We start from the raw sequence: 22,363 nt of genomic DNA on the forward strand, positions 1-22,363 counted from the left end.
ACTCCTCGGTCGCGCGGAGTCAGCTCCGGCGCGAAACCGCTTCGTCGGCTGCGGGGATCCCGTCGCCGGTGCGGATGCCGTCGTCGATCGCGTCGGTCGCGGCGGCCGCGTCGGCGGCGCGCTCGGCCTCGACGTCGCGGTTGTCGAAGGCGAGCCCCTGGCGCGGCGCGTTGTACAGGTCGAGATCGATGATGCCCTCGCGCTTCGCGACGAGCGCGGGAACGAGCGCCTGGCCGGCCACGTTGACCGCGGTGCGGCCCATGTCGATGATCGGATCGACCGCGAGCAGCAGCCCCACGCCCTCGAGCGGCAGTCCGAGCGTCGACAGCGTGAGCGTCAGCATGACGGTCGCGCCGGTCGTGCCCGCGGTCGCGGCCGAACCGACCACCGAGACGATGACGATCAGGAGGTACTGCACGATCGTCAGGTCGATGCCGAAGAACTGCGCGATGAAGATCGCGGCGACCGCCGGGTAGATCGCGGCGCAGCCGTCCATCTTGGTCGTCGCGCCGAGCGGCACGGCGAACGACGCGTAGCCGCGCGGCACGCCGAGATTGCGCTCGGTGACGCGCTGCGTGAGGGGCAGCGTGCCGATCGACGAGCGGCTCACGAAGCCGAGCTGCACCGCCGGCCACACGCCCGAGAAGTACTGCTTCACGGAGAGGCCGTGCGTCTTCACGAGAATCGGGTACACCACGAAGAGCACGATGGCGAGCCCGAGGTACAGCACGCCCACGAACCAGGTGAGCGTGCCCATCTGGTTCCAGCCGTACTCGGCGACCGCGTTGCCGATGAGGCCGATGGTGCCGATCGGGGCGACGCGGATGATCCACCAGAGGACCTTCTGGATGATGGCGAGCGCCGATTCGGTGAGCGCGATGAAGGGCTCCGCCTTCTCGCCGATCTTCAGCGCCGCGATGCCGACGGCGACGGAGATCACGATGACCTGCAGCACGTTGAAGCTCGGGCTCGCCGACAGCGCGCCGCTGGCCGCGTCGACGCTGCCCGAGACTCCGAGCCCGAGGAAGTTCGCCGGCACGAGGCCGGTGAGGAAGTTCCACCAGGTGCCGACCGAGTCGGGCGCCTCGGGTGTCAGCGCCGTCTGCGACGCGGATGCGCCGGGCTGCAGCGTGATGCCGAGCACGATGCCGATGGTCACCGCGATGAGCGCGGTGATCGCGAACCAGAGGAGGGTCTGACCGGCGAGTCGGGCGGCGTTCGTCACCTTGCGGAGGCCGACGATGCTCGACACGATCGCGGTGAAGACCAGGGGGATCACGGCGGCGCGGAGCAGCGACACGTAGCTGCTGCCGATGGTGGCGAGCGTGGCGTGCAGCCCGTTGGGGTTGCCGGCCGCGTCGGGTCCGATCGACATGGCGATGCCGCCGAGCACGAGGCCGATGACGAGCGCGGCGAGGATCTGCCAGCCGAACGACGTCATCCAGCGCGGGAGCCGGTGCGCCCGCTTCGGGGCGGCCTGAGGTGCAGACACGGTGATGAGTCCTTTCGAGAGGGGCGGCGGGGATCGCGCGAGCGGTGCGGCACGGCCGACGCGGTCGGCGTGCGTCTCGGTTCCCCGGAACCCCGACAGCTTAGCAAAATCATTCGGTTGCTGAATGTCTGTCATTACGCATTGTGTGGATCCGTGAGGCAGGCGGGTGCGGTCGTCTGCGGTCGGCTGCGGTCGTCTGCGCTCATCTGCGGTCGTCGGCGCAGCGGGGTCGGTTGCGGAGGGTGTCGCCGGGTGACGGGACGCCGACACGCTCCCGAAACGACCCCGCTCCGGAGGGCGCCGCCCCCGCCGCGCCCGGCGCGCCCCCCTCCGTGCCCCCGCTCGGGTACGCTGGGCGCATGGCTGATTCTTCGTTTGACGTGGTGAGCAAGATCGACGCGATGGAGGTCGAGAACGCGGTGAACCAGGCCCGCAAGGAGGTCGAGCAGCGCTACGACTTCAAGGGCGTCGGTGCCGACGTCTCGCTCTCCGGCGAGAAGATCCAGATCAAGGCGAACACGGAGGAGCGCACGAACGCCGTGCTCGACGTGCTGCACTCGAAGTTCATCAAGCGCGGGCTGTCGCTCAAGGCGCTCGACACCGGGGAGCCGTACGCGAGCGGCAAGGAGTACCGCATCGATGCTCAGCTGAAGGAGGGCATCGACCAGGCGACGGCGAAGAAGCTCAACAAGCTGATCCGCGACGAGGGCCCGAAGGGCGTGAAGTCGCAGATCCAGGGCGACGAACTGCGCGTCTCGTCGAAGAGCCGCGACGACCTGCAGGCGACGATGGCGCTGCTCAAGGGCGCCGACATCGAGGTCGCCCTGCAGTTCGTCAACTACCGCTGAGCGCCGCCGCGCCACCGCTACACTGACATGATGATCGGCGCGAACCTGCTCGAACCCGAACCCACGCTCCTGCCCGAAGACACCGCGGTGTCGCAGGCGCTCGCGTCGTCGCGAGACCTCGAATCCGTCGTGCGCGAGCACCCGGAGTCGCCGCTCGTCTGGGCGCTGCTCGCCGACGCCGCCGACGCCGAGGGCGGCGAGATCGAGGCCTACGCCTTCGCCCGCGTGGGGTACCACCGCGGTCTCGACGCGCTGCGGAAGGCCGGCTGGCGCGGTGCGGGCCCGGTGCCCTGGTCGCACGAGCCCAACCGCGGCGTGCTGCGCGCGCTCTTCGCGCTGCGCCGCGCCGCCGCGCGCATCGGCGAGACGAACGAGGTGGATCGGCTCACCGAGTTCCTCGACGGCGCCGACCCGCAGGCGATCGCCGCGATCGAGGCGAGCCGCTGAGGGCGAGCCGCTGACGCACCGCGGTTGCGTCGCGCGGCTGCGCCCCGCGCGTCGCGCGTCGCGTCGACAGCCCGCCCGCCGGGAGACCGCCGCCCTTCGCTAGACTGACCCGGTACGTGCCGTTGTCGAAGGAAGGGGCTGAAATGCCCGCAGTGCTCATCACCGGTGCCCAGTGGGGCGATGAGGGGAAGGGTCGGGCGACCGACCTCCTCGGCAGCCGCGTCGACTACGTCGTCAAGTTCAACGGCGGCAACAACGCCGGCCACACCGTCGTCGTGGGGTCCGAGAAGTACGCGCTGCACCTGCTGCCCTCCGGCATTCTGACGCCCGGCGTCACCCCCGTGATCTCGAACGGCGTCGTCGTCGATCTCGAAGTGCTGCGCGGCGAGCTGGAGGCGCTCGGCGGCCGCGGCGTCGACGTCTCGCGCCTCAAGGTGAGCGCGAACGCCCACGTCATCACGGCGTACCACCGCACGCTCGACAAGGTGACGGAGCGGTTCCTCGGCAAGCGCCAGATCGGCACCACGGGCCGGGGGATCGGCCCCGCCTACGCCGACAAGATCAACCGCGTCGGCATCCGCATCCAAGACATCTTCGACGAGGGCATCCTGCGTCAGAAGGTGGAGGCGGCGCTCGACTTCAAGAACCAGGTGCTCGTCAAGATCTACAACCGTCGCGCCATCTCGGCCGACGAGGTCGTGGAAGACCTGCTCGGCTACCGCGAGATGCTCGAGCCGATGGTGTGCGACACCGGGCTGCTGCTGCACGAGGCGATGCAGGCGGAGAAGACGGTGCTCTTCGAGGCCGGCCAGGCGACGATGCTCGACATCGATCACGGCACCTACCCGTTCGTCACCTCGTCGAACGCGACGGCGGGCGGTGCGAGCACCGGCTCCGGGCTGCCGCCCCACGCGCTCGACCGCGTGATCTCCGTCATCAAGGCATACACCACGCGCGTGGGCGCCGGGCCCTTCCCGACCGAGCTCTTCGACGAGTCGGGCGAGTACCTGCGCAAGCAGGGCTTCGAGTTCGGCACCACCACCGGGCGGCCGCGCCGGTGCGGCTGGTACGACGCGCCGATGGCGCGCTACGCCGCCCGCATCAACGGCGTCACCGACTTCGTGCTCACCAAGCTCGACGTGCTCTCGGGCCTCGAGACGATTCCCGTCTGCGTCGCCTACGACGTCAACGGCGTGCGGCACGACGAGATGCCGGTCAACCAGAGCGACTTCCATCACGCGAAGCCGATCTACGAGGAGTTCCCGGGGTGGAACGAGGACATCTCGGGGGCGCGCCGCTTCGAGGATCTGCCGAAGAACGCCCAGGACTACATCGTCGCCCTCGAGGGGATGAGCGGATCGCGCATCTCGGCCGTCGGCGTGGGCCCCGAGCGCGAGCAGGTCGTGGTGCTGCACGACCTGCTGGGCTGAGCGGAGGATCGCGCATGAGCGAGCCGACGCCCCTCGAGCGCCTCGACCGGCTGCGGTCGAGCATCGACAACATCGATGCGGCACTGGTGCACATGCTCGCCGAGCGGTTCCGCTGCACGCAGGAGGTCGGGCGCTTGAAGGCGGAGCACGAGATGCCCGCCGCCGATCCCGCGCGCGAGGCCCGTCAGATCGATCGACTGCGCACCCTCGCCGAGGAGGCGCATCTCGACCCCGAGTTCGCGGAGAAGTGGTTCAACTTCGTCGTGGCCGAGGTCATTCAGCACCACACGCAGATCGCCGACGAGCACAAGGCGTAACCGGCGCGCGGCGCCGGGCCCGCGGCGAACCGCGAGCCCGGCGCCGCCGCTGCGTCACGACACCATGCCGTGCGGGTCGATCACGAACTTCTGCGCGGCGCCCGCATCGAACTGCGCGTAGCCCTCGGCGGCCTCGTCGAGTCCGATGGTGGTGGCGCCCACCGCCTGCGCGATGTGGGCGCGATCCGCGAGGATCAGGTTCATCAGCTGCCGGTTGTACTTCTTCACGGGGCACTGGCCGGTGACGAAGCGGTGCGATTTCGCCCAGCCGAGGCCGAGGCGCACGCCGATCTGGCCGTGCTTCGCCGCCTCGTCGACCGCCCCAGGGTCTCCCGTCACGTACAGCCCGGGGATGCCGAGCGACGCGCCCGCCCGGGCGACGTTCATCACGTCGTTCAGTACGGTCGCGGGCGCCTCGGCCGCGCCGTGGCCGTGGCCGCGCGCCTCGAAGCCGACGGCGTCGACCGCGGCGTCGACCTCGGGTTCGCCGACGATGTCGGCGATGATGTCTGCGAGGGCGTCCCCCTTCGACAGGTCGGCGGCGGCGCAGCCGAAGCTCTCCGCCTGCCGCAGCCGGTCGGCGTTCATATCGCCCACGATCACGGTCGCGGCGCCGAGCAGCTGCGCCGAGTAGGCCGCGGCGAGCCCGACGGGGCCGGCGCCGGCGACGTAGACGGTGGAGCCGGTCGTGACGCCCGCCGATACGGCGCCGTGGTAGCCGGTCGGGAAGATGTCGGAGAGCATCGTCAGGTCGAGGATCTTCTCGAGCGCCTCGTCGCGGTCGGGGAACTTCAGCAGGTTGAAGTCGGCGTAGGGGATCATGACGTACTCGGCCTGCCCGCCGAGCCAACCGCCCATATCGACGTACCCGTACGCCGCGCCCGCCCGCGCCGGGTTGACGTTGAGGCAGATGCCGGTCTGACCCTCGTTGCACATGCGGCAGCGGCCGCACGCGATGTTGAAGGGCACGGAGCAGATGTCGCCGACCTGATGGAAGAGCACGTCGTCGCCGATCTCCACGACCTCGCCGGTGATCTCGTGGCCGAGGGTCTGGCCGACGGGCGCCGTCGTGCGGCCGCGCACCATGTGCTGGTCGCTGCCGCAGATGTTGGTGGTGACCAGCTTGAGGATGACGGCGTGGGGCGCGGATCGCTTGATGCCGAGGCCCTCGGCCACCTCCTGCGGCAGTTCGAGTGTCGGATAGTCGAAGTGCTCGACGGCGACTTCGCCCGGACCCTTGTAGACGACGATTCGGTTGCCTGACATGGAGACTCCATTCTGACGGGGCGCTGCGCTGCGCCGCTCGGTACCGTGTAGCATCACCGGTAGCACCACGGTAGGGCACCGGACTCCGGTCGGCATGTGCCGCCTCTGCAAGAGCATTGGCCGTATCTGCGCGGGTGGCTCGGCGTCGGCCCGGTGCGGGATGACGGGTTGCACCGAGCTGTGTCGAGGCGCCGGGGGATGCCAATGGAGCTGCTGAGTGTTCGAGGAGTCGACGCGTGGCAGCGCGTCGCGAGCCGCATGTTCGTGCCGCTCCAGTGCCGGGGCGACGGGTCGCGCTTCTCGGCCCGCGTCGCGCAGCGCCGCATCTCGCCCTCGATGTGGGTGAGCCGGGTCTCGTTCGACGCGCACGAGGCGGAGCGGCCGCGTGCGCTGGTCGAGGCCGACGCCACCGATCATCTGCTCGTCATGATGCAGTTGCGGGGTGCGTGGACGCTGTCGCAGCGGGGGCGCGGCGCGCGCCTCGGCGCCGGGTCCATCGCGTTCGTCGACGCCGGCGAGCCGTACCGCATGTCGGTGCCGACGCGCGGCCAGGATCTCATCGTGCTGCAGCTCACGCGGGAGTCGCTCGGGCTCTCGGATCGCGCGATCGGGGAGTCGGTGGCCCGGGCGACCGGGGCCGCGGTGCCCGGCCAGGCGGCGCTGCGGGCGCTGCTGTTCAGCCTGCAGTCGAGCCAGCTCTCGCTCGATGCGCACGCGGGATCCGGCATCGCGCGTGCGGTGAGCGACACCCTGGCCGTGGTGATGCGCGCGCTGACGAGGGATGCGGCGCCCGAGGCGGATCGGCGGGCCCGGCTGGCGGTGCTGCAGCGGTGGCTGCGTGACCACTGCGCAGACCCGGGCGTCACCGTCGAGCGTCTGGCGGCGCACCACTTCCTGTCGGTGCGCCAGGTGCACGCGCTCTTCGCCGGCGCATCCGACTCGCCGGCGGCGTACCTGCGCCGTGTGCGGCTGAGCCGGGCCGCGGAGCTGCTCGAAGCGCGCGAGCGCAGCGGCCTGACGGTGCGGGCGATCGCCGAGGAGGCGGGCTACTCCGACTCGGCCGCCTTCATCCGCGCCTTCACGCGGGCGTACGGCTGCTCGCCGACGCGCTGGCGCGCGGGGTAGCGCGAGATACCGCGTTGCAATCCATTCGAACATATGTTCGAATGGTCGCATGAGGTGGAGCGGGCAGACGATGGCGGCGCCGGAGGACGGGGTGCTCCCGGGGCTGGACGCAGCGCAGGTCGCGGCGGTGCCGGGGCACCTGCGCACCGTGCGCTCGCCGGAGTACGCGGGGATGGCGTTCCACGAGGTGCTGGCGAAGAGCGCCCTCAACCGGGTGCACGGCGATTCGTCGATGCCGTTCTCGTGGACGATCAACCCGTACCGGGGCTGCTCGCACGCCTGCGTGTACTGCTTCGCCCGCGGCTCGCACCGCTACCTCGAATTCGACACGGGGAAGGACTTCGACGCGCAGATCGTCGTCAAGGTGAACGTGGCCGAAGTGCTCGGGCGTGAGCTCGCGCGGCCCGGCTGGGCGCGGGAGTGCGTCGCCCTCGGCACCAACACCGACCCCTATCAGCGCGCGGAGGGGCGCTACCGCCTCATGCCGGGCATCATCACGGCGCTGGCCCGCAGCGGCACGCCGATGTCGATCCTGACGAAGGGCACGCTGCTCAGGCGGGATCTGCCGCTGCTCGCCGAGGCGGGCGAGCGGGTGCCGGTCGAGCTCGCCATGTCGATCGCTGTGGGCGACCCCGAGTTGCAGCAGTCGATCGAGCCGGGCACCCCGACCACGCGCGCGCGACTGGACACGATCGCCGCCGCCCGCGATGCGGGGCTCGCGGCCGACGTCTTCCTGATGCCGGTGCTGCCCGGTCTCACCGACGGCCCGGATCAGCTCGACCGGCTGCTCCGCGACATCCGCGATGCGGGAGCGCGCTCCGTCGTCTACGGGGCGCTGCACCTGAGATCGCACGTGAAGCCCTGGTTCCTCGCCTGGCTCGAGCGCGAGCACCCCGAGCTGCTGCCGCGCTACCGCTCGCTGTTCCCCGGCGCCTCGAGCCGCGCACCGCAGGCGTACCGCATGGAGCTCGCTGCGCGCATCCGCCCGCTCATCGCGCGGTACGGGCTCGATCGCTCGGGCACCTCGCGCACCCGCACCCTGGCGCAGAACTCCGCTGCGCAGTCGGCCGCCGCTCAGTCGGCGCCGGGCGCTCCGGCGCCGACGCTCTTCTGACCGCCGCTCGGCTCTGCCCGGCTCCGCCCGGCCCCGCCCGGCTCCGCCGAGCTCCGTCCCCTGAAGCGGGGTCACTTCTCGTGCGTGTCGGACGGGCGACAGGCACGAGAAGTGACCCCGCTCGCACCGGGAGCGGCGGCGCGGGCCAGGGCGATCGCGTCGAGCACGCGCCGGCGGAGCGCATCGCCGCGCGCCGCGAAGCCGCGCTGCAGGTGCGCGTACTCCCGCTTGCCTGCGGCGGTCTCGATCGCGACGGCCGCGAGCGGCCGTCCGTCGGCCCCCGCGTACGCGCTCACGTCGTACGGCGAGGCGCGCATGTCGACCTCGCGGATGTCGCGCGCCAGCACGAAGGCGTCGAGCAGCACCTCGCCGGGGATGATCGGCCCGAGCTTGGCCGCCCACTTGTACACGTCCATGCCCGCGTGCAGGCACCCCGACTGCTCGGTCTCGGGCTGCGTCTCGCGCGTCGGTCGCAGCGCGTTGAGGGGCGAGGCGTCGGCGGTGAAGAAGCGATAGGCGTCGAAGTGGGAGCAGCTGATCGGGTGGGAGTCGACGACCTGGTCGGTGGCCTCGTGACCGATGCGGAGGGGCAGCATCGCGTGGCGCACCTGCTCGGGCGTCATGCGGTACACCATCGCCCACTCGTGCAGACCGAAGCAGCCGAAGCGGGGCGGCCGGGAGAGCGTCGCGTCGAGCAGCCGCTCGACGTAGTCGACGGTGCCGCCGCGCCGCTCGAAGAAGGCGCGCAGGTCCACCTCCGCGGCGCTACCGGCACCGGTGTCGGCGCTGCCGCCTGCGCCGCAGCCGCCCGCTGCGCGGTAGTGCTTCCACGCTGCGCGATCCGGCGCGTCCGCGAGCCGCACGGCAGCCCCCGGGTGCCACCGGGCGAGCTCTGTCGGCTTCACGGAGTAGTACGTCCAGAGGAAGTCCTCGACCGGGTGGCGCTCGCGTCGCAGCCGCCGATCGCGGTGCGCGGCGGTCAGTGCGTGCGCCCGCTCGACGTGCGCGCGCTCGCGTGCGCGCCACTCGGGCGGATCGAGAACGGCGACGACGGGCACCCAGCGAGTGTAGCGCTCGGCGGGCGGGCGCGACGCGGCCGTGACGCTCCCGCGCGGCCCGCGCGGCGACACGGCGGCAGCGGGTGAAAACGCGGGTGAAGTTGCGCGAAAGCGCGCTGCGACGCGCTGCCGTTCTGGTTAGCTGAACGAGTTTGTGGTGGGGGGCCGTGTGCCCGCACCGCCGGGCGACGCGCGAACTGTGCACCGAGCGTCGCCTCGAACTTCGTCGGGCGGGGCGCCCTGGTGCGCGCAAAGGAACAGTGGACAACATGGTGACAGCAGTCGTGGGAGCTCGGCGGAGCCGCATTCGTTCACTGATCGCGAGCATCGCGACGGGCGCGATCGTCGCGGGATCCCTCGTCGCCGTCGGCGTCGGCGCGCAGCAGGCGGCCGCGGCCGAGTGGGCCCCGAAGGTGACGGTCGAGAGCGCGGGAGCCGGCGCGAAGAACTTCATCCTCGCGGGCGAGGACGCCTCGTTCGCCGTGGAGATCGCGAACACCGACGGCGGCAAGCAGTTCAACCTCGGCGTCTCTGCGCTGCTGCCCGAGTCGGTCTCGTTCGTCGAGGGCGGAGGATCGCAGCAGCCGACGCAGGTCTACGGCCCGCTCTCGGTGCTGCCCAACGCATCGCGCACCGCCCCGGCGACCGCCGAGAGCTGCGCCGCGAGCGGCCTGATCCCCGCCTCCGAGCTCGATCCGGCCGGGCCGGCGAACCGGTGCGCCGTGCCCGCCGGGCAGCAGCTGTGGGTGTGGGCGAACATCGACGACCTGCCGCAGGGCGGCACGGTACCGCTCAACGTGACGGTGCGCCCCGACGCGGCCGCGTACCCCGTCGGCAGCACCATCACCTTCAACGCGACGGCGTACACGAGCGATGATCCGTCGCGCCTGCCCGCCTTCGACGGCTCGGAGAGCAAGGCCAAGACCTCCGATCACACCTCCAAGCCGGGCGTCGACGCCGACTTCGCGCAGCCCGACGTGCGGGCGCTGCGCGTCACCAAGTCGGAGCCGAGCCCCGAGCGCGAACTGCTGCGCGGCGTGCACGACCACCCGACCGTCTACACGATTCGGGTGCAGAACACGGGTGAGGCCCCGACCTCGGGCGTGACCGTCACCGACTACCTCCCGGCGGGGCTGGAGTACCTGGGGCTCGCGGGCGGAGACAACACAGCGGCAGGATCGGGCGAGTACAGCGTCGACGGGCAGCCGCGGCGCATGCCCGCGCTGAGCCCCCTCGCCTCGGCCGCGGCCGAGCGCGTGGAGACCGTCGAGCTCTCCGCCGCCGAAGCGGATGCGCTCGGACTCGCCGGGGCGGGGGTCTACACGAAGGTGACGTGGACGCTGAACGAGCTCGCGGGCGGCACGGCCCAGTCGTTCCCCGCATCGGCGGGCACCTCGGGCTCCGTGGAGCTCAAGTACTACGCAGCGGTGCCGCTGTTCGAGAACGCGCTGTGGGAGGGGGCCGCGCCCGACGCCGCCTCGGGGCTGCAGGGCGCGAACCTCGGCAACAACACGGGCCCCTCGACGCGTCACGGCAGCGCGGACGCCGCCGCCCCGGCGGGAGCGCAGGCGCTGACGAACGCCGCCACCGCTTCAGGCGCCTTCACGGGGCCGGTGCTCGACGACGACGACGCCCTGCGCACCACGTCCGACACCGACACCGAGACCGTCGACGCCGTCGACCTGCACGTCATCAAGAGCGTGCAGGAGGACGCCTTCACCACGGGTGCGCTGGCGAACTACTCGCTGCAGGTGCGCGCGAGCGAGTACGTGGATGCGCGCGACGTGCGGCTCACCGACGTGATCCCCAACGGACTCTGCCCGGCCTTCCCCGAGCAGTCGACGGCGCCGCGGCTCAGCATCGTGAACGGCGATGGGGCGGGCGACTACGCAGACGCAGCCGCCTGGAGCCAGGCGGTGACTCGCGGATCCGCCTGCGACTACCCGAGCGCTGAAACCGGTGCCGCCGTCGACGCGGCCACCGTCGAATCGATCGTGTTCGACGCCGGCTCGGGCGTGTTCACCGTCGTCTTCGCGGTCGACGCGATCGCGGCCAACGCCTCGGCCGATGTGCGGTACACCCTGATGCAGCGCCCGAACTACACCGGGGCGAACGGCAGCACGAGCTCGGGCGACCGCCTCGTCAACCGGGTGTCGATCACCGGCACGACCTCGCCCATCGCGGCGATCGCGGCCGACGCGGCGCTGCTCGAGCGCGTCGGCGACGAGCGCCACCCGCTCGACGACTCGCAGGCGACCATCACGTCGCACTTCACGAACATCGAGAAGGAGGTGCTCGCCCGCGGCCGGACCCTCGACGAGGGCGTCGCCGATCCCGCAGCCTGGGAGAAGCGGGCATCGGCCCCGTTCTCACCCGGCGACCGGGTCTGGTACCGCATTCAGGTGCCCTTCACCGAGGGCGCCGAGACCCGCAACCCGGTGCTCGACGACTACCTGCCGGCGGGCGTCGACTTCGTGCAGGCGGAGTACGCGTTCACCGGCATGGCCGACGCCGCCGACACCGCCGCTCCGCAGTCCCGCACCGACAGCGGCTTCCCGCTGGCGTACATTCCCGAGCCCGCGGTCGACGGCGCGCACCTCTCGTGGGATCTGGGCGAGCAGCGCGGCGACTTCCGCTTCATGCCGCTCGGGAGCTCCCTCACGGTCTTCATCGAGGGCGTCGTGACGGCGCAGTCCGCCTCCGCCGACGATCTCGACAGCCCCGCGAACCACGCGAAGTACCAGCAGGTGAACGTCGACGGAGAACTCGCCTTCCGCCGCTCGGACGCGACGATCGACCTCGACTGGGGCGCGACGCTGCAGAAGGGCATCGAGACCAACACGCACGCCGGCGGCAGCGCGAACCGCGCCTTCGGCGAGGGCGGCAGCGGCGAGACCGTCGCGCAGGGCGACACCGTCACCTACCGCATCGACGTCACCGCTCCGCAGAACACGACGAGCGGCTACGAGATCTGGGACGTGCTGCCCGAGGGGGCGACGGCGGCCGACATCGCGACCGGCAGCTTCACGGCCAGCCTCTACGACGGCGGCATGCCGGGCAGCCCGGAGACGCCGCTCGGCACCGCCGACTTCACGGCGACCGCCGTCGACGCGGTGCCGAGCGACGGGCCGCAGCTCAGCGCGGAGTACGCCGGCCGATCCGTCGTGATCTGGACCATCTCGAGTGAGGTGCCCGGTTCGTCGCCCGAGGCCGGCACGACCGCCGCGGTGACGCGCGGGCTCACGCTGGGGTACGCGCTGAACGTACCGGACGGCTCCGGCGGAGCCGCGGCGCAGCTGGCGCAGAGCTACGAGAACACGGCGGGCATCGTGAGCTACGACATCCCGCACCCCGGATCCTCCGCGGAGCCGACCACGGTGGTGCCCCAGCGGGAGGGCGGCGGCCAGCTGCTCACGAACCGCACCCCGGCTGCGGGCGAGGTCGGGTTCGGCGACGCCGATACGTACGACGCGGCCGAGATCCACCTCCCCGACGCCGCGGTGGCGAAGACCCTCGTCTCGACCGAGATCTCGCCGAGCTCGGCCGACGTCAGCGACCCGAACAACGCCGCCGGCGCCATCGTGCAGGGCGAGTACGCGACGTTCGAGTACTCGGTCACGATTCCGGCGCGCACGTCGGTGTCGAACGCGACCCTCGCCGACCGCGGCACGCTGACGAACGCGGCGGGCCAGCCCGTCGAGACCCGGTACGTCGCGGGCAGTGCGCAGTACTTCGCGCCCGGCAATGCCACGGCGATCCCCGACGCGTGCGGCACCGGTGCGCTCGCGGGCTTCACCTGCTCCGATTCCGCAGCGGGCGAGCTCGGCTTCCCGGCGACGTACACGAACCGCACGAGCGGCGACCAGGTGTTCCGCGTGCAGGCGACCTACTGGGTCGGCGACACGAACCCCGGCGCGCTGCAGAATCGGGCGGTATTCACCTTCGACGATCCGGCGGGCGGCGCGCAGCGCACGAAGGCCGCGAACGCGCCGGTGCAGGCCGTCGAGCCGAAGCTCGCCGTGACGAAGTCGGCGAGCCAAGCGACGGGGGTCAACGTCGACCAGCCGGTCACGTTCACGATCGTCGTGGGGAACGGCGCCTCGTCGCCGAAGAGCTACGACAACGTGGTGACCGACCGGCTCCCGGCCGGGCTGCGGGTCGACCCCGCATCCTTCACCGTGAACGGCGCGCCCCTGCCCCAGGGCTCGGTCGACATCGCCGCGGGCGCCCTCGACGGCAGCAGCGGCAGCATCGTCTGGGACCCGGCCGACATCGCCGAGCTGCGCGAGGTGCCGGGCGCGGTCACCCTGACCTACCGGGCGAAGCTCGACCCGCAGGCGGGTGCCGGGCAGACGTACACCAACACCGTCGACGTGCAGGGCTACACCCTGCCCGCCGCGATCGACGCCGATCACGAGCGCGGGGGCGCCCTCACCGCGTCGAGCGCGGCGACCGTCACCGCCGACACGGCGGCGATCACCAAGCACGTGCGCGTGCAGGGGTCGGGAGCGGCCTTCGGCCCCACGGCGAGCGCGCCCGTCGGCGCGACCGCCGAGTACGAGGTGCGCGTCGCACTGCAGCCGTACGTCAACTACTACGACGTGCAGCTCGACGACATCGGCCTCAAGACGAGCCAGCCGATCTCGAACGCGTCGGTGACGGTGGAGACGGCGGGCGGCGCCGCGACCGACGACACCGCGAACTGGTCGATCACCGCGAGCGGCGGCGACACCCGCACCTGGGAGTACACGGCGAACGACGGCACGATCGCGAGCAGCGCCGACGCGCGGGTGCTCGTGCTGCGCTACGACGTGCTCATCGCGAAGGATCTCGTGACCGACGCCCGGGTCGGCAACACGGCGAACTTCATGTGGAAGTCGAGCACCGCGCAGAACGCGGGCTTCCAGACGCTCGCGAGCTCTGCCGGCGTCGACATCCTGCGCCCGCAGCTCACGGTGGCGAAGGGCGTGAAGCGCACCGGCGCCACGGGGGCGTACACCTCCTCCGCCAACGGGCAGGTCGACCAGCGCTTCACCTACGAGGTGCGCGCGGTGAACGGCAGCGGCGCCGGCCGCAGCGACGCGTACAACGCCACGATCACCGATCAGGTGCCCGCGGGAATCGTCGTCGACGAGTCCACGTTCAAGATCGGCGGTGCCGCCGCCCCCGTGGGGGCCGTCTCGAAGTCGGGCAGCACGATCACCTGGAGCATTCCGGGCCCGGTCGCACCCGGCGCGACGGTCGCGCTCACGTACGAGGCCGCGTTCTCGCCGTCGGCGACGCTCACCTCGGGCGCGAAGCGCAACACGGCGGGCATCGCCGGGTACGAGTCGTTCGCGGCGAACGGCGAGCGCTTCACGTCGACGCAGACCGCGCAGGCCACGGTCACGCCACTCCTTCCCCGCGTCACCCTCGCCAAGGCGGCCGCCGACACATCGAAGTCCGCCTACGCCGGTGAGCCGTTCGAGTGGGTGCTCACCGCGACGAACGCGGCGAACGGCGGTGCTGCGCAGAAGGTGGTGCTGACCGACACGCTTCCGGCGAACTGGACGTTCACCGAGGTGAAGCGCATCACGGTCGCCGGCGCGACGGTGGCCTCGACGCCGCCCGCGGGCGGCGCGAACGGCCCGCTCGTGTGGACGTTCGGCAGCGACTCGGTCGACGCCTCGACCCCGGTCGTGCTGCAGCCGGGCCAGAGCATCACGATCCGCTACACGGCGACGCCGAAGAACCCCGATGCGCTCACCGCGCCCGGCGTCGGCTCGGCGAACCCGCACACGAACACGCTGAGCGCGGTCACCACCGACCGTCGAAACGCGACCGGGAGCGCGTCGGGCAGCTACACGGGAGCGAACGCGGCTGACAGCGCGTTCCTGCGCGACGCCGACCTGCACGTCGAGAAGCGGGCGGTCGGCGGAGTGACCGGCACGGGATCGCAGGCGACGAACCTGCACGGGCTCGCGACCGGCGCCTGGGTGCCGGGTCAGGGCCCCGTGAGCGGCCGCTACGCCCAGCCCCAGTGGCGGGTCACCGTGACGAACCAGGGCCCCGACGCCAGCTTCGGCCCGTTCGCCTTCACCGACGCCACGGTGCAGCCGAACGGCGTGCAGACCGGCGCCTTCTCGGCGCGGTACTACGCGAGCTCCAGCGACACCACGGGCTCGGCGCTCCCCCTCACACTGAACAGCGACGGCTCGATGGCGGTCGGCCTGACCACGACGAGCCTGAAGGCCGACGGCTCCGACCGCATCGTGCTCACGGCCGACGTCACGGCGAACGCCACGGCCACGGCGAGTGCGGCGCAGCTGTCGAACACCGCCGACGTGCTCGGACGCACCTTCGAGGCGCAGAACCGCCGCGCAGACAACACGTCGACCGCGCAGCAGGCGCTGAATCCCATCGCCGACCTCGCGGTCGAGAAGGTCGTCAACACGGTCGCCCCGGTCGTCGGCTCCCCGATCACGTGGGGCATCACGGTGCGCAACCTCGGCCCGTCGGTCTCGGCGGCGAGTGCAGACGCCCCGATCACCATCTCGGACACGGTGCCGGAGGGGGTGACCGGAGCCGCCCCGTCGAGCAACGCCGACTGGTCGGCGACGCTCGCCGACGGCAGCGCCGTTCCCGCGGGCGGCGTGGACGCCGGCACCGACATCGTCTGGACCTACCAGGGTGCTGCGATGCCGGTCGGCGCGACCGCGCAGGTGACGCTGACGGGCACGTTGCTCGCATCGCAGACCGGCGAGCTGCGGAACACCGCCGCGGTCGCCCCGGGCGCCACGGCCGAGCCCGTCGGCGGCGACGGGAACAACACCTCCGAGGTGGGCGTCACGCCCGACGACGGCACCGCGCTCGGAGTCACGAAGACGCGCGTGGTCGACGACGCCGGCACCTGGCGCCCCGCCACGGCGGACGAGCCGTTCGTGCCCGGCACCGCGGTGAGCTACCGCATCGACGTGGCGAACAACGGGCCGGCAGACGCCCGCGCGGTGCGCGTGACCGACACGCGCCCGAACGGCCTGAGCTACTCGAGCCACGTCGGGATCGACGGCGCCGCGTGGAGCGACAGCCACACCGCGACCGCCGACGCCTTCGACCTGCAGGGCTCCCAGGCCCCGCAGACGACGCGCTCGTTCGTCGTGACGTACGACTCGTCGCCGTCCGTGCTGAACACCATCACGAACGCGGTGGTCGCCTCCGCCGAGAACTCGGGCAACGAGCCCGAAGCCACCGACAGCACCGGCTCGAACCGCCGCGCCGACGTGTCGATCGCGAAGTCGCACACGGCTCCGGCGGCCGGCGAGGCGGTGCCCGCGGGCGGCTCGGTGACCTACCGGCTGGCCGTCACCAACGAGGGGCCGAGCGACTCGGACGCCCCGATCGCGGTCACCGACGCGCTGCCCGACGGCTTCGCCTACCGGGCCGGCACCGCCGCAGTCTCGGTCGACGGCGCGGCTCCGGTCGCGCTCGAGCCGACGGCGGTCGACGGCACGCTCACCTGGGCGGATGCCACCGGCGGAGCCGATCTGCCGCTCGGGGCCGCCGCCGTGATCACGTTCGTCGCGGACGTCGACGCCGACCTCGCCCCCCAGGCCGCGGTGCGCAACACCGCCGACGTGTCGGCGCCGAACGACACCGACCCCGTGAACAACCACGCCGAGGATGCGATCGACCTCGTGCGCTCCGCCACCATGTCGGTCGAGAAGACCGCCGACAGCGGCACGGCGCTCGCGGGCGGCACCGTCGACTACACGCTGCAGGTGACGAACGAGGGGCCCTCCGCCGCGCCGGCGCAGATCGCCGACGCACTGCCCGAGGGCATGACGCTCGTGGCCGTCTCGGGCGACGGGTGGAACTGCGACGCCTCCGCGCCGGGCACGCGCAGCGCCTCGTGCGCGTACGCGGAGAACGACGGCCTGCTCCCGGTGGGCGGCAGCACGCTGCGGGTCACCGCGGCGGTCGCGCCGACGGTGCTCGCCGGCGTCGAGCTCGAGAACACCGCCGAGCTCACCTGGAGCGACAGTGCGGGAACGCGCAGCGACGAGGATGCGGCGACCGTCGCCGTCGTCGCCGCGGCAGACCTCGGCATCGAGAAGCACGTGATCGACGCACCCGGGGGCGACGCGATCGCCGACGCCGGCGTGCTCGCCGGCGAGTCGGCCTGGTACCGCCTGCAGGTGCGCAACTTCGGCCCGAGCGATGCGGTCGGCCCGATCGTCGTCACCGACACCCTCCCGCTCGGCGTCACGATCGACGAGGCGCTCACCTCGGTCGGCCCCTGGATCGTACGAGCATCCGACGCCGACGCCGAGACGCCGCAGGTGGTCACCTTCACGCTCGCCGCGGGCCTCCCGGCCGATACCGCGGCCGATGCGGATCGCGGCATCGCCCCCGTCATCGAGTTCGAGGCGCGCTTCGCGCCGACCCTCGCGGCGGGCACCCTGACGAACACCGCCGCGGTCGCGTCGGAGACGCCGGAGCCCTCCGGCGATCCGCACCCGAACGACGACTCGGCGGCCGTCGAGGTGACGCGCAACGCCGACGTGGAGCTCGAGAAGGGGCACGTCGCGGCGGCGCCCGACGAGTTCGAGATCGGCGACACGGTCGTGTTCACCTTCGACGCGCGCAACAGCGGGCCCTCGTCGTCGAACACGCTGACCATCACCGACACCCTGCCCGCCGGGCTCGCCTACATCGACGGCAGCGCCGCGGGCGACGGGTGGAGCGTGACCGGCGCGACGCCGGGCGCCGACGGCACCACCGCGGTGGTGGCCGCGTACGCCGGAACGGTGCTCCCCGGCGCCTCGGCGCCCCAGCTGCAGCTCTCGGCGCGCGTCACGGCCGAGATCGGCACGCGCACCGCCGTCACGAACGAGGCGTGCGCTGCGTCGCCCGAGTCTCCGGCCCCGGCCTCCCCGGCTGCCCCCGGGTGCGACGACGACACGATCACCGTCGTGCCCCTCGCCGATCTGCTGATCTCCAAGACGCTCGACGAGCGCGCCACCCCCGAGTCGGGCATCACCGCCGGCGAGGCGATCGCCTGGCGCATCGCTCCCCGCAATGCGGGGCCCTCGGTCTCGGTGAGCACGGGCGGCGCGCCCATCACGATCACCGACACCCTGCCCGCGGGCGTCTCGCAGGTCGCGGATCCCTCCACCGAGATGTGGGCCGCGACCGTCGAGCGCGACGGCGAGCGGGCGGGGTTCCCGGCGCGCGCCGGCGACACCATCACCTGGACCTTCACCGGCGATGAGCTGCCGGTGGGCTCGGGCGAGGCGTTCGACGGCAGCGCATACGACATCTCGCTCACCGGCGCCATCGACGCCTCCTGGACGGGCGGTGCGATCGAGAACACCGCCCAGGCGGTGCCCGGCGAGACGCGCGATCCCCAGGGCTCGAACAACGCGAGCACCGCGACCGCGGCTCCCGGCGACGCCACCGCGCTGCGCGTGGCGAAGACCCGGGTGGTGCAGGTCGACGGCGAGTGGGTCGTCGCGGCGGAGCAGGATCCCGTACCCGCGTTCCGCCCCGGCGACGACGTGAGCTACCGCGTCACCGTCATCAACGACGGCCCCGCCGATGCGCGCGACGTGACCGTCGTCGACGAGGCCCCGACGGGGCTGCGCTACGACTCCCACGAGTCGGAGGGCGCGGCCGCATGGAGCCGCACGGCGGGCGGTGCGTCGAGCGCCGGCAGCAGCGACGACTGGGACACGTTCGCGCTCGCGGGCACGCAGCAGCGCGGCGCGGAGCACGCGCGATCCTTCATCGTGACCTACGGCAGCGACCCGGCCATGCCGAACGGCGAATCGTTCGTGAACACCGTCGAAGCCTCGGCCGCGAACTGGCGGTCGGCAGACGGAGGCCGGGCGTACGCGAGCGATGACGAGGGCGTCGCCCCGACGCGCAGCGCCGATCTCGAGATCGAGAAGGCGCACACGGCCCCCGAGGGCACCGCGGCCGCCGTCGCCGGCGAGACCGCCGAGTACCGGCTGCTCGTGACGAACCACGGGCCGAGCATCTCGGACGCCCCCATCGCGGTGACCGACGAGCTGCCCGCCGGCTTCGGCTACGTCGCCGGCTCCGCCTCGGTCGCGATCGCGGGAGGCGACGCCGTACCGGTCGAACCCGCGGTCTCGGGCGGCACGCTCACCTGGGCCGACACCACCGCCGGCCTGACGCTCGCCCCCGGGCAGACCGTGGTCGTCACCTTCACCGCGTCGATCGACGCCGACCTCGCGCCGGGCTCCGGCATCGAGAACGTCGCGCTCGTCGACGGCCCGAACGACAACAACCCGCTGAACGACCGCGCCGCCGACCTCATCGACGTCGCCATCGAGGCCGATCTCGCGCTCGCGAAGCGCGTGGTCTCGGCTCCGGAGGACATCACCGCCGGTGCCGCGGTCACGTGGAATCTGGAGCCGCGCAACCTCGGGCCGTCGACCGCGCGCAGCACCCAGGCGCAGCCGATCACCGTCACCGACACCCTCCCCGAGGGCATCTCGGCCCTCGCGCAGGATCCGTCGACGGACCTGTGGCGCGCGAGCTTCTCGAACGCCGGCGGCTGGGGCGCGGCGCGTGCGGGCGACACGATCACCTGGACGTACACGGGCGCATCCCTGCAGGTGGGCGACGAGCCCGACCTCGCGCTGACCGGCGTCGTCGACGCGGCGTGGACGGGCGGCGAGATCGTGAACACCGCCGCGGTGCGCGCTGGTGCGACGGTCGATCCCGAACCGGCGAACGACACCGACGATGCCGCGTTCTCGCCCGACGACCGCACGAGTCTGACGCTCTGGAAGACGCGCGTCGTGCAGTCCGACGGCGCGTGGACGCCGGCCGCCTCCTTCGACCCCGTGCCGCGGGTCGTGCCCGGAACCGACGTGTCGTACCGCATCACCGTGCGCAACGACGGCCCGGCCGACGCGCGAGAGGTGCGCGTCGTGGACCAGGCGCCCGAGGGCCTCGCCTTCGTCGCCGTGGCGAGCGAGTCGGGCGAGTGGACGCGGAGCGCGGGCGGCCTGGGTGCCGACGGCACGGCGAACCCGGGCTGGGATACGTTCGCGCTGACCGGGACGCAGCAGGTCGGCCCCGAGCAGCTGCGATCCTTCATCGTCACGTACCGCACCGACCCCGCCCTCGACGTGAGCGAACCGCTCGTCAACCTGGCGGACGCGACGGCCGCGAACTCGGCGAACCGTCCGGTCGCCGACGACGCGAGCGACGAGGCGGCGCGCGCCGATCTCGCGATCGTGAAGACGAGCGCGCAGGATCGCGTGAACGCGGGCGGCACCGCCGACTACCGCCTGCTCGTCACCAACGAGGGCCCGAGCATCGCGCGCGGCCCGATCGAGGTCGTCGACGCGCTGCCCCTCGGCATGTCGTACGTGCCGGGAAGCGCCCGCGTCTCCGTCGCCGGGAGCCCCGCCGAGGCGCTCGAGCCGGCCTCCGCCCGCGCGTCCGGCGCGGAGCGGCTGACGTGGACGCCGATCGACGCGGGCGCGAGCCTGGCGGTCGGCGAGACCGTGGAGATCACGCTGCAGGCCGCCGTTGCCGACACCGTGGTCTCGGCTGACGGGCTCGCGAACGTGGCCTCGGTGAGCGCCGCGGACGACGAGAACCCGGCGAACGACGTGTCGAGCGCCGTCGTGCGCGTCGACCCCGTCGCGACGCTCGTCACCGAGAAGACGGTGATCGGTGAGCTGCGGGTCGGGCAGATCGGGGAGTACCGCATCGCGGTGGAGAACCGCGGGCCGACGCTCGACCCGGGCCCGATCACCGTCACCGATGCGCTGCCCGCCGGCCTGCGCTTCGCCTCCTCGCCCGACGACACCGTGCAGGTCTCGGGATCGACGGTGACCTGGACGCTGCCGCAGGGCCTCGCGGTCGGCGAGCGCGCCGAATTCGCGCTCTTCGTGCACGTCGATCAGGGCGCGTACCCGTCGGTCGCGAACTCCGCGACGGTCGAGACGCCCACCGCGCAGACCGCGGACGCGGTGCTCGCCGCCTCGGTCACCGCGCCGGTCGCGGCCGCGCCCGGGCTCGCCACGACGGGCGCCGACACCGCGGCGTTCGCGGCGCTCGCCGCGCTGCTGATGCTGCTCGCCGGAGCCGGCGTGCTGCTGGAGACGCGGCGGCGCCGGGAGCGGGAGGCGGCGGCTTAGCCCGCGTCGCCCCGGCCGCGGAGCCGGTCGATGTCGCGCCGCTCGCGCTTCGTCGGCCGGCCCGCGCCCCGGTCGCGCACGATCTCGGCGGGCCGCTCGACGCGCGGCGGCGGGGGCGGCGTGAGGTCGTCGAAGTGCTGCGCGGCGTCGGCGGCGCTGCCGCGCCGCACCGGGAGCCCCGCGACGCGGTAGATCGTGTCGAAGCCGTTGCGGCGCACGCGCACCTCGTCGCCCAGCCGCACCGCCTGAGACGCCTTCGCGGTCGCGCCGTTCACGCGCACGTGCCCGGCGCGGCAGGCGGCGGTGGCCTGGCTCCGCGTCTTGGCGAGGCGCACGCCCCAGACCCATGTGTCGACTCGTACGCTGTCACCGGCCATAGACTCGATGGTAGCCGGGGCGGAGGGCGCGCCCCCTGTCGGAGCGAGGGCGATGGAGTACGAGACGATCGCGGCGGCGGTGGACGCCGAGCAGGAGATCTCGCGATCGCGGTTTCTCGTGCGCCTCGAGCGGGTCGACGACGAGGCCGCCGCGCGGGCGGTCATCGCCCGCGTGCGCGCCGAGCACCCGCGAGCCCGGCACCACTGCTCGGCGTTCGTGCTCGGCCCCGACGGGCGCGTGCAGCGCTCGAACGACGACGGGGAGCCGAGCGGCACGGCGGGCGCACCGATGCTCGACGCGCTCGTCTCGGCGGGCCTCAGCGATGTCGTGGCGGTCGTGACTCGCTACTTCGGCGGCGTGCTGCTCGGGGCGGGCGGGCTGACGCGGGCGTACCGCTCGACCGTGGCGAGCGCGACGCTGCTCGCCCGGCGGCAGCGGCGCGGGCTGCGGCGATCCGTCGCCCTCAGCTGCGCGTACGACGTCGCGCCCCAGATCGAGGCCGAGGCGCGGCGGCGGGGGTACGCCGTGGGAGCCGCGGAGTACACCGACCGCGTGGTGCAGCGCTTCGCGCTCGCCGACGACGAGGTCGAGGCGTTCGCGTCGCTCGCGGCGGAGCTGAGCGCCGGTGCGGCCGCAGTCGAGGTGGGCGACGCCGCGTACGTCGACCTCGCGACCGGCGCGGGGCGCCTCGCGCCGTGAGTCGGTGCCCGGCCCCCAGGGCGCCGGG

At 72.7% G+C, this 22,363-nt stretch carries 12 protein-coding genes; 8 read left to right on the forward strand and 4 right to left on the reverse strand.

Features of this window, described 5'->3' with window-relative positions; all coding sequences use genetic code 11:
* Positions 1-19: 19 nt before the first annotated feature.
* Complete coding sequence (locus tag BLT44_RS03870; protein WP_050803091.1) at positions 20-1,441, reverse strand: dicarboxylate/amino acid:cation symporter; 1,422 nt, start codon at positions 1,439-1,441, stop codon at positions 20-22.
* Between the two features lie 410 nt (positions 1,442-1,851).
* Here BLT44_RS03870 and BLT44_RS03875 point away from each other — a divergent pair, with 410 nt between their 5' ends.
* The 4 genes from BLT44_RS03875 to BLT44_RS03890 all read left to right on the forward strand — a co-directional run bounded on the left by BLT44_RS03875 (position 1,852) and on the right by BLT44_RS03890 (position 4,534).
* The gene (locus BLT44_RS03875; protein WP_010155421.1) at positions 1,852-2,340 is read left to right on the forward strand and encodes a YajQ family cyclic di-GMP-binding protein; all 489 of its coding nucleotides are present in this window, start codon (positions 1,852-1,854) and stop codon (positions 2,338-2,340) included.
* A gap of 30 nt (positions 2,341-2,370) precedes the next feature.
* Positions 2,371-2,787, forward strand: a complete 417-nt coding sequence (locus BLT44_RS03880; protein WP_010155420.1) for a DUF3151 domain-containing protein — start codon at positions 2,371-2,373, stop codon at positions 2,785-2,787.
* Positions 2,788-2,930: 143 nt separating this feature from the next.
* Complete coding sequence (locus BLT44_RS03885; protein ID WP_010155419.1) at positions 2,931-4,217, forward strand: adenylosuccinate synthase; 1,287 nt, start codon at positions 2,931-2,933, stop codon at positions 4,215-4,217.
* A gap of 14 nt (positions 4,218-4,231) precedes the next feature.
* On the forward strand, positions 4,232-4,534 hold the full coding sequence (locus BLT44_RS03890; protein ID WP_010155418.1) for a chorismate mutase: 303 nt from the start codon (positions 4,232-4,234) through the stop codon (positions 4,532-4,534).
* Between the two features lie 54 nt (positions 4,535-4,588).
* On the opposite strand, the gene fdhA is transcribed toward BLT44_RS03890, so the two are convergent.
* On the reverse strand, positions 4,589-5,800 hold the full coding sequence (gene fdhA / locus BLT44_RS03895) for a formaldehyde dehydrogenase, glutathione-independent (RefSeq protein WP_010155416.1): 1,212 nt from the start codon (positions 5,798-5,800) through the stop codon (positions 4,589-4,591).
* A gap of 198 nt (positions 5,801-5,998) precedes the next feature.
* Here fdhA and BLT44_RS03900 point away from each other — a divergent pair, with 198 nt between their 5' ends.
* Together BLT44_RS03900 and BLT44_RS03905 are read left to right on the forward strand one after the other, a co-directional pair.
* Positions 5,999-6,925: a helix-turn-helix domain-containing protein gene (locus tag BLT44_RS03900; protein ID WP_081473302.1), complete on the forward strand. Its 927-nt coding sequence runs from the start codon at positions 5,999-6,001 to the stop codon at positions 6,923-6,925.
* Between the two features lie 49 nt (positions 6,926-6,974).
* A complete protein-coding gene (locus BLT44_RS03905) occupies positions 6,975-8,039 on the forward strand; it encodes an Rv2578c family radical SAM protein (RefSeq protein ID WP_029608110.1) in 1,065 nt (354 codons plus the stop codon).
* A gap of 71 nt (positions 8,040-8,110) precedes the next feature.
* Here the strand turns inward: BLT44_RS03905 and BLT44_RS03910 are convergent, their stop codons facing one another.
* On the reverse strand, positions 8,111-9,097 hold the full coding sequence (locus BLT44_RS03910; RefSeq protein ID WP_040505154.1) for a hypothetical protein: 987 nt from the start codon (positions 9,095-9,097) through the stop codon (positions 8,111-8,113).
* Between the two features lie 269 nt (positions 9,098-9,366).
* On the opposite strand from BLT44_RS03910, the gene BLT44_RS03915 reads away from it, so the two are divergent.
* Positions 9,367-21,258, forward strand: a complete 11,892-nt coding sequence (locus tag BLT44_RS03915) for an isopeptide-forming domain-containing fimbrial protein (protein WP_074689943.1) — start codon at positions 9,367-9,369, stop codon at positions 21,256-21,258.
* Here BLT44_RS03915 and BLT44_RS03920 read toward each other — a convergent pair.
* Positions 21,255-21,635 (reverse strand): RNA-binding S4 domain-containing protein, encoded by a 381-nt coding sequence (locus tag BLT44_RS03920; protein WP_074689945.1) that lies wholly within the window; start codon positions 21,633-21,635, stop codon positions 21,255-21,257. The genes BLT44_RS03915 and BLT44_RS03920 overlap by 4 nt on opposite strands.
* Before the next feature lie 52 nt (positions 21,636-21,687).
* On the opposite strand from BLT44_RS03920, the gene BLT44_RS03925 reads away from it, so the two are divergent.
* A complete protein-coding gene (locus tag BLT44_RS03925) occupies positions 21,688-22,335 on the forward strand; it encodes a YigZ family protein (protein ID WP_010155410.1) in 648 nt (215 codons plus the stop codon).
* The last annotated feature ends 28 nt before the right edge of the window (positions 22,336-22,363 follow it).

It is taken from the genome of Leucobacter chromiiresistens, assembly GCF_900102345.1.
Classification (GTDB): Bacteria; Actinomycetota; Actinomycetes; order Actinomycetales; family Microbacteriaceae; genus Leucobacter; species Leucobacter chromiiresistens.

Bases quoted from the DNA above. Each gene is read 5' to 3' on its own strand.
- fdhA (WP_010155416.1), bottom strand. From the start codon at position 5,800: ATGTCAGGCAACCGAATCGTCGTCTACAAGGGTCCGGGCGAAGTCGCC.
- BLT44_RS03915 (WP_074689943.1), top strand. From the start codon at position 9,367: ATGGTGACAGCAGTCGTGGGAGCTCGGCGGAGCCGCATTCGTTCACTG.
- BLT44_RS03920 (WP_074689945.1), bottom strand. From the start codon at position 21,635: ATGGCCGGTGACAGCGTACGAGTCGACACATGGGTCTGGGGCGTGCGC.
- BLT44_RS03880 (WP_010155420.1), top strand. From the start codon at position 2,371: ATGATCGGCGCGAACCTGCTCGAACCCGAACCCACGCTCCTGCCCGAA.
- BLT44_RS03885 (WP_010155419.1), top strand. From the start codon at position 2,931: ATGCCCGCAGTGCTCATCACCGGTGCCCAGTGGGGCGATGAGGGGAAG.
- BLT44_RS03905 (WP_029608110.1), top strand. From the start codon at position 6,975: ATGAGGTGGAGCGGGCAGACGATGGCGGCGCCGGAGGACGGGGTGCTC.
- BLT44_RS03890 (WP_010155418.1), top strand. From the start codon at position 4,232: ATGAGCGAGCCGACGCCCCTCGAGCGCCTCGACCGGCTGCGGTCGAGC.
- BLT44_RS03875 (WP_010155421.1), top strand. From the start codon at position 1,852: ATGGCTGATTCTTCGTTTGACGTGGTGAGCAAGATCGACGCGATGGAG.
- BLT44_RS03870 (WP_050803091.1), bottom strand. From the start codon at position 1,441: ATGACGTCGTTCGGCTGGCAGATCCTCGCCGCGCTCGTCATCGGCCTC.
- BLT44_RS03900 (WP_081473302.1), top strand. From the start codon at position 5,999: ATGCCAATGGAGCTGCTGAGTGTTCGAGGAGTCGACGCGTGGCAGCGC.
- BLT44_RS03925 (WP_010155410.1), top strand. From the start codon at position 21,688: ATGGAGTACGAGACGATCGCGGCGGCGGTGGACGCCGAGCAGGAGATC.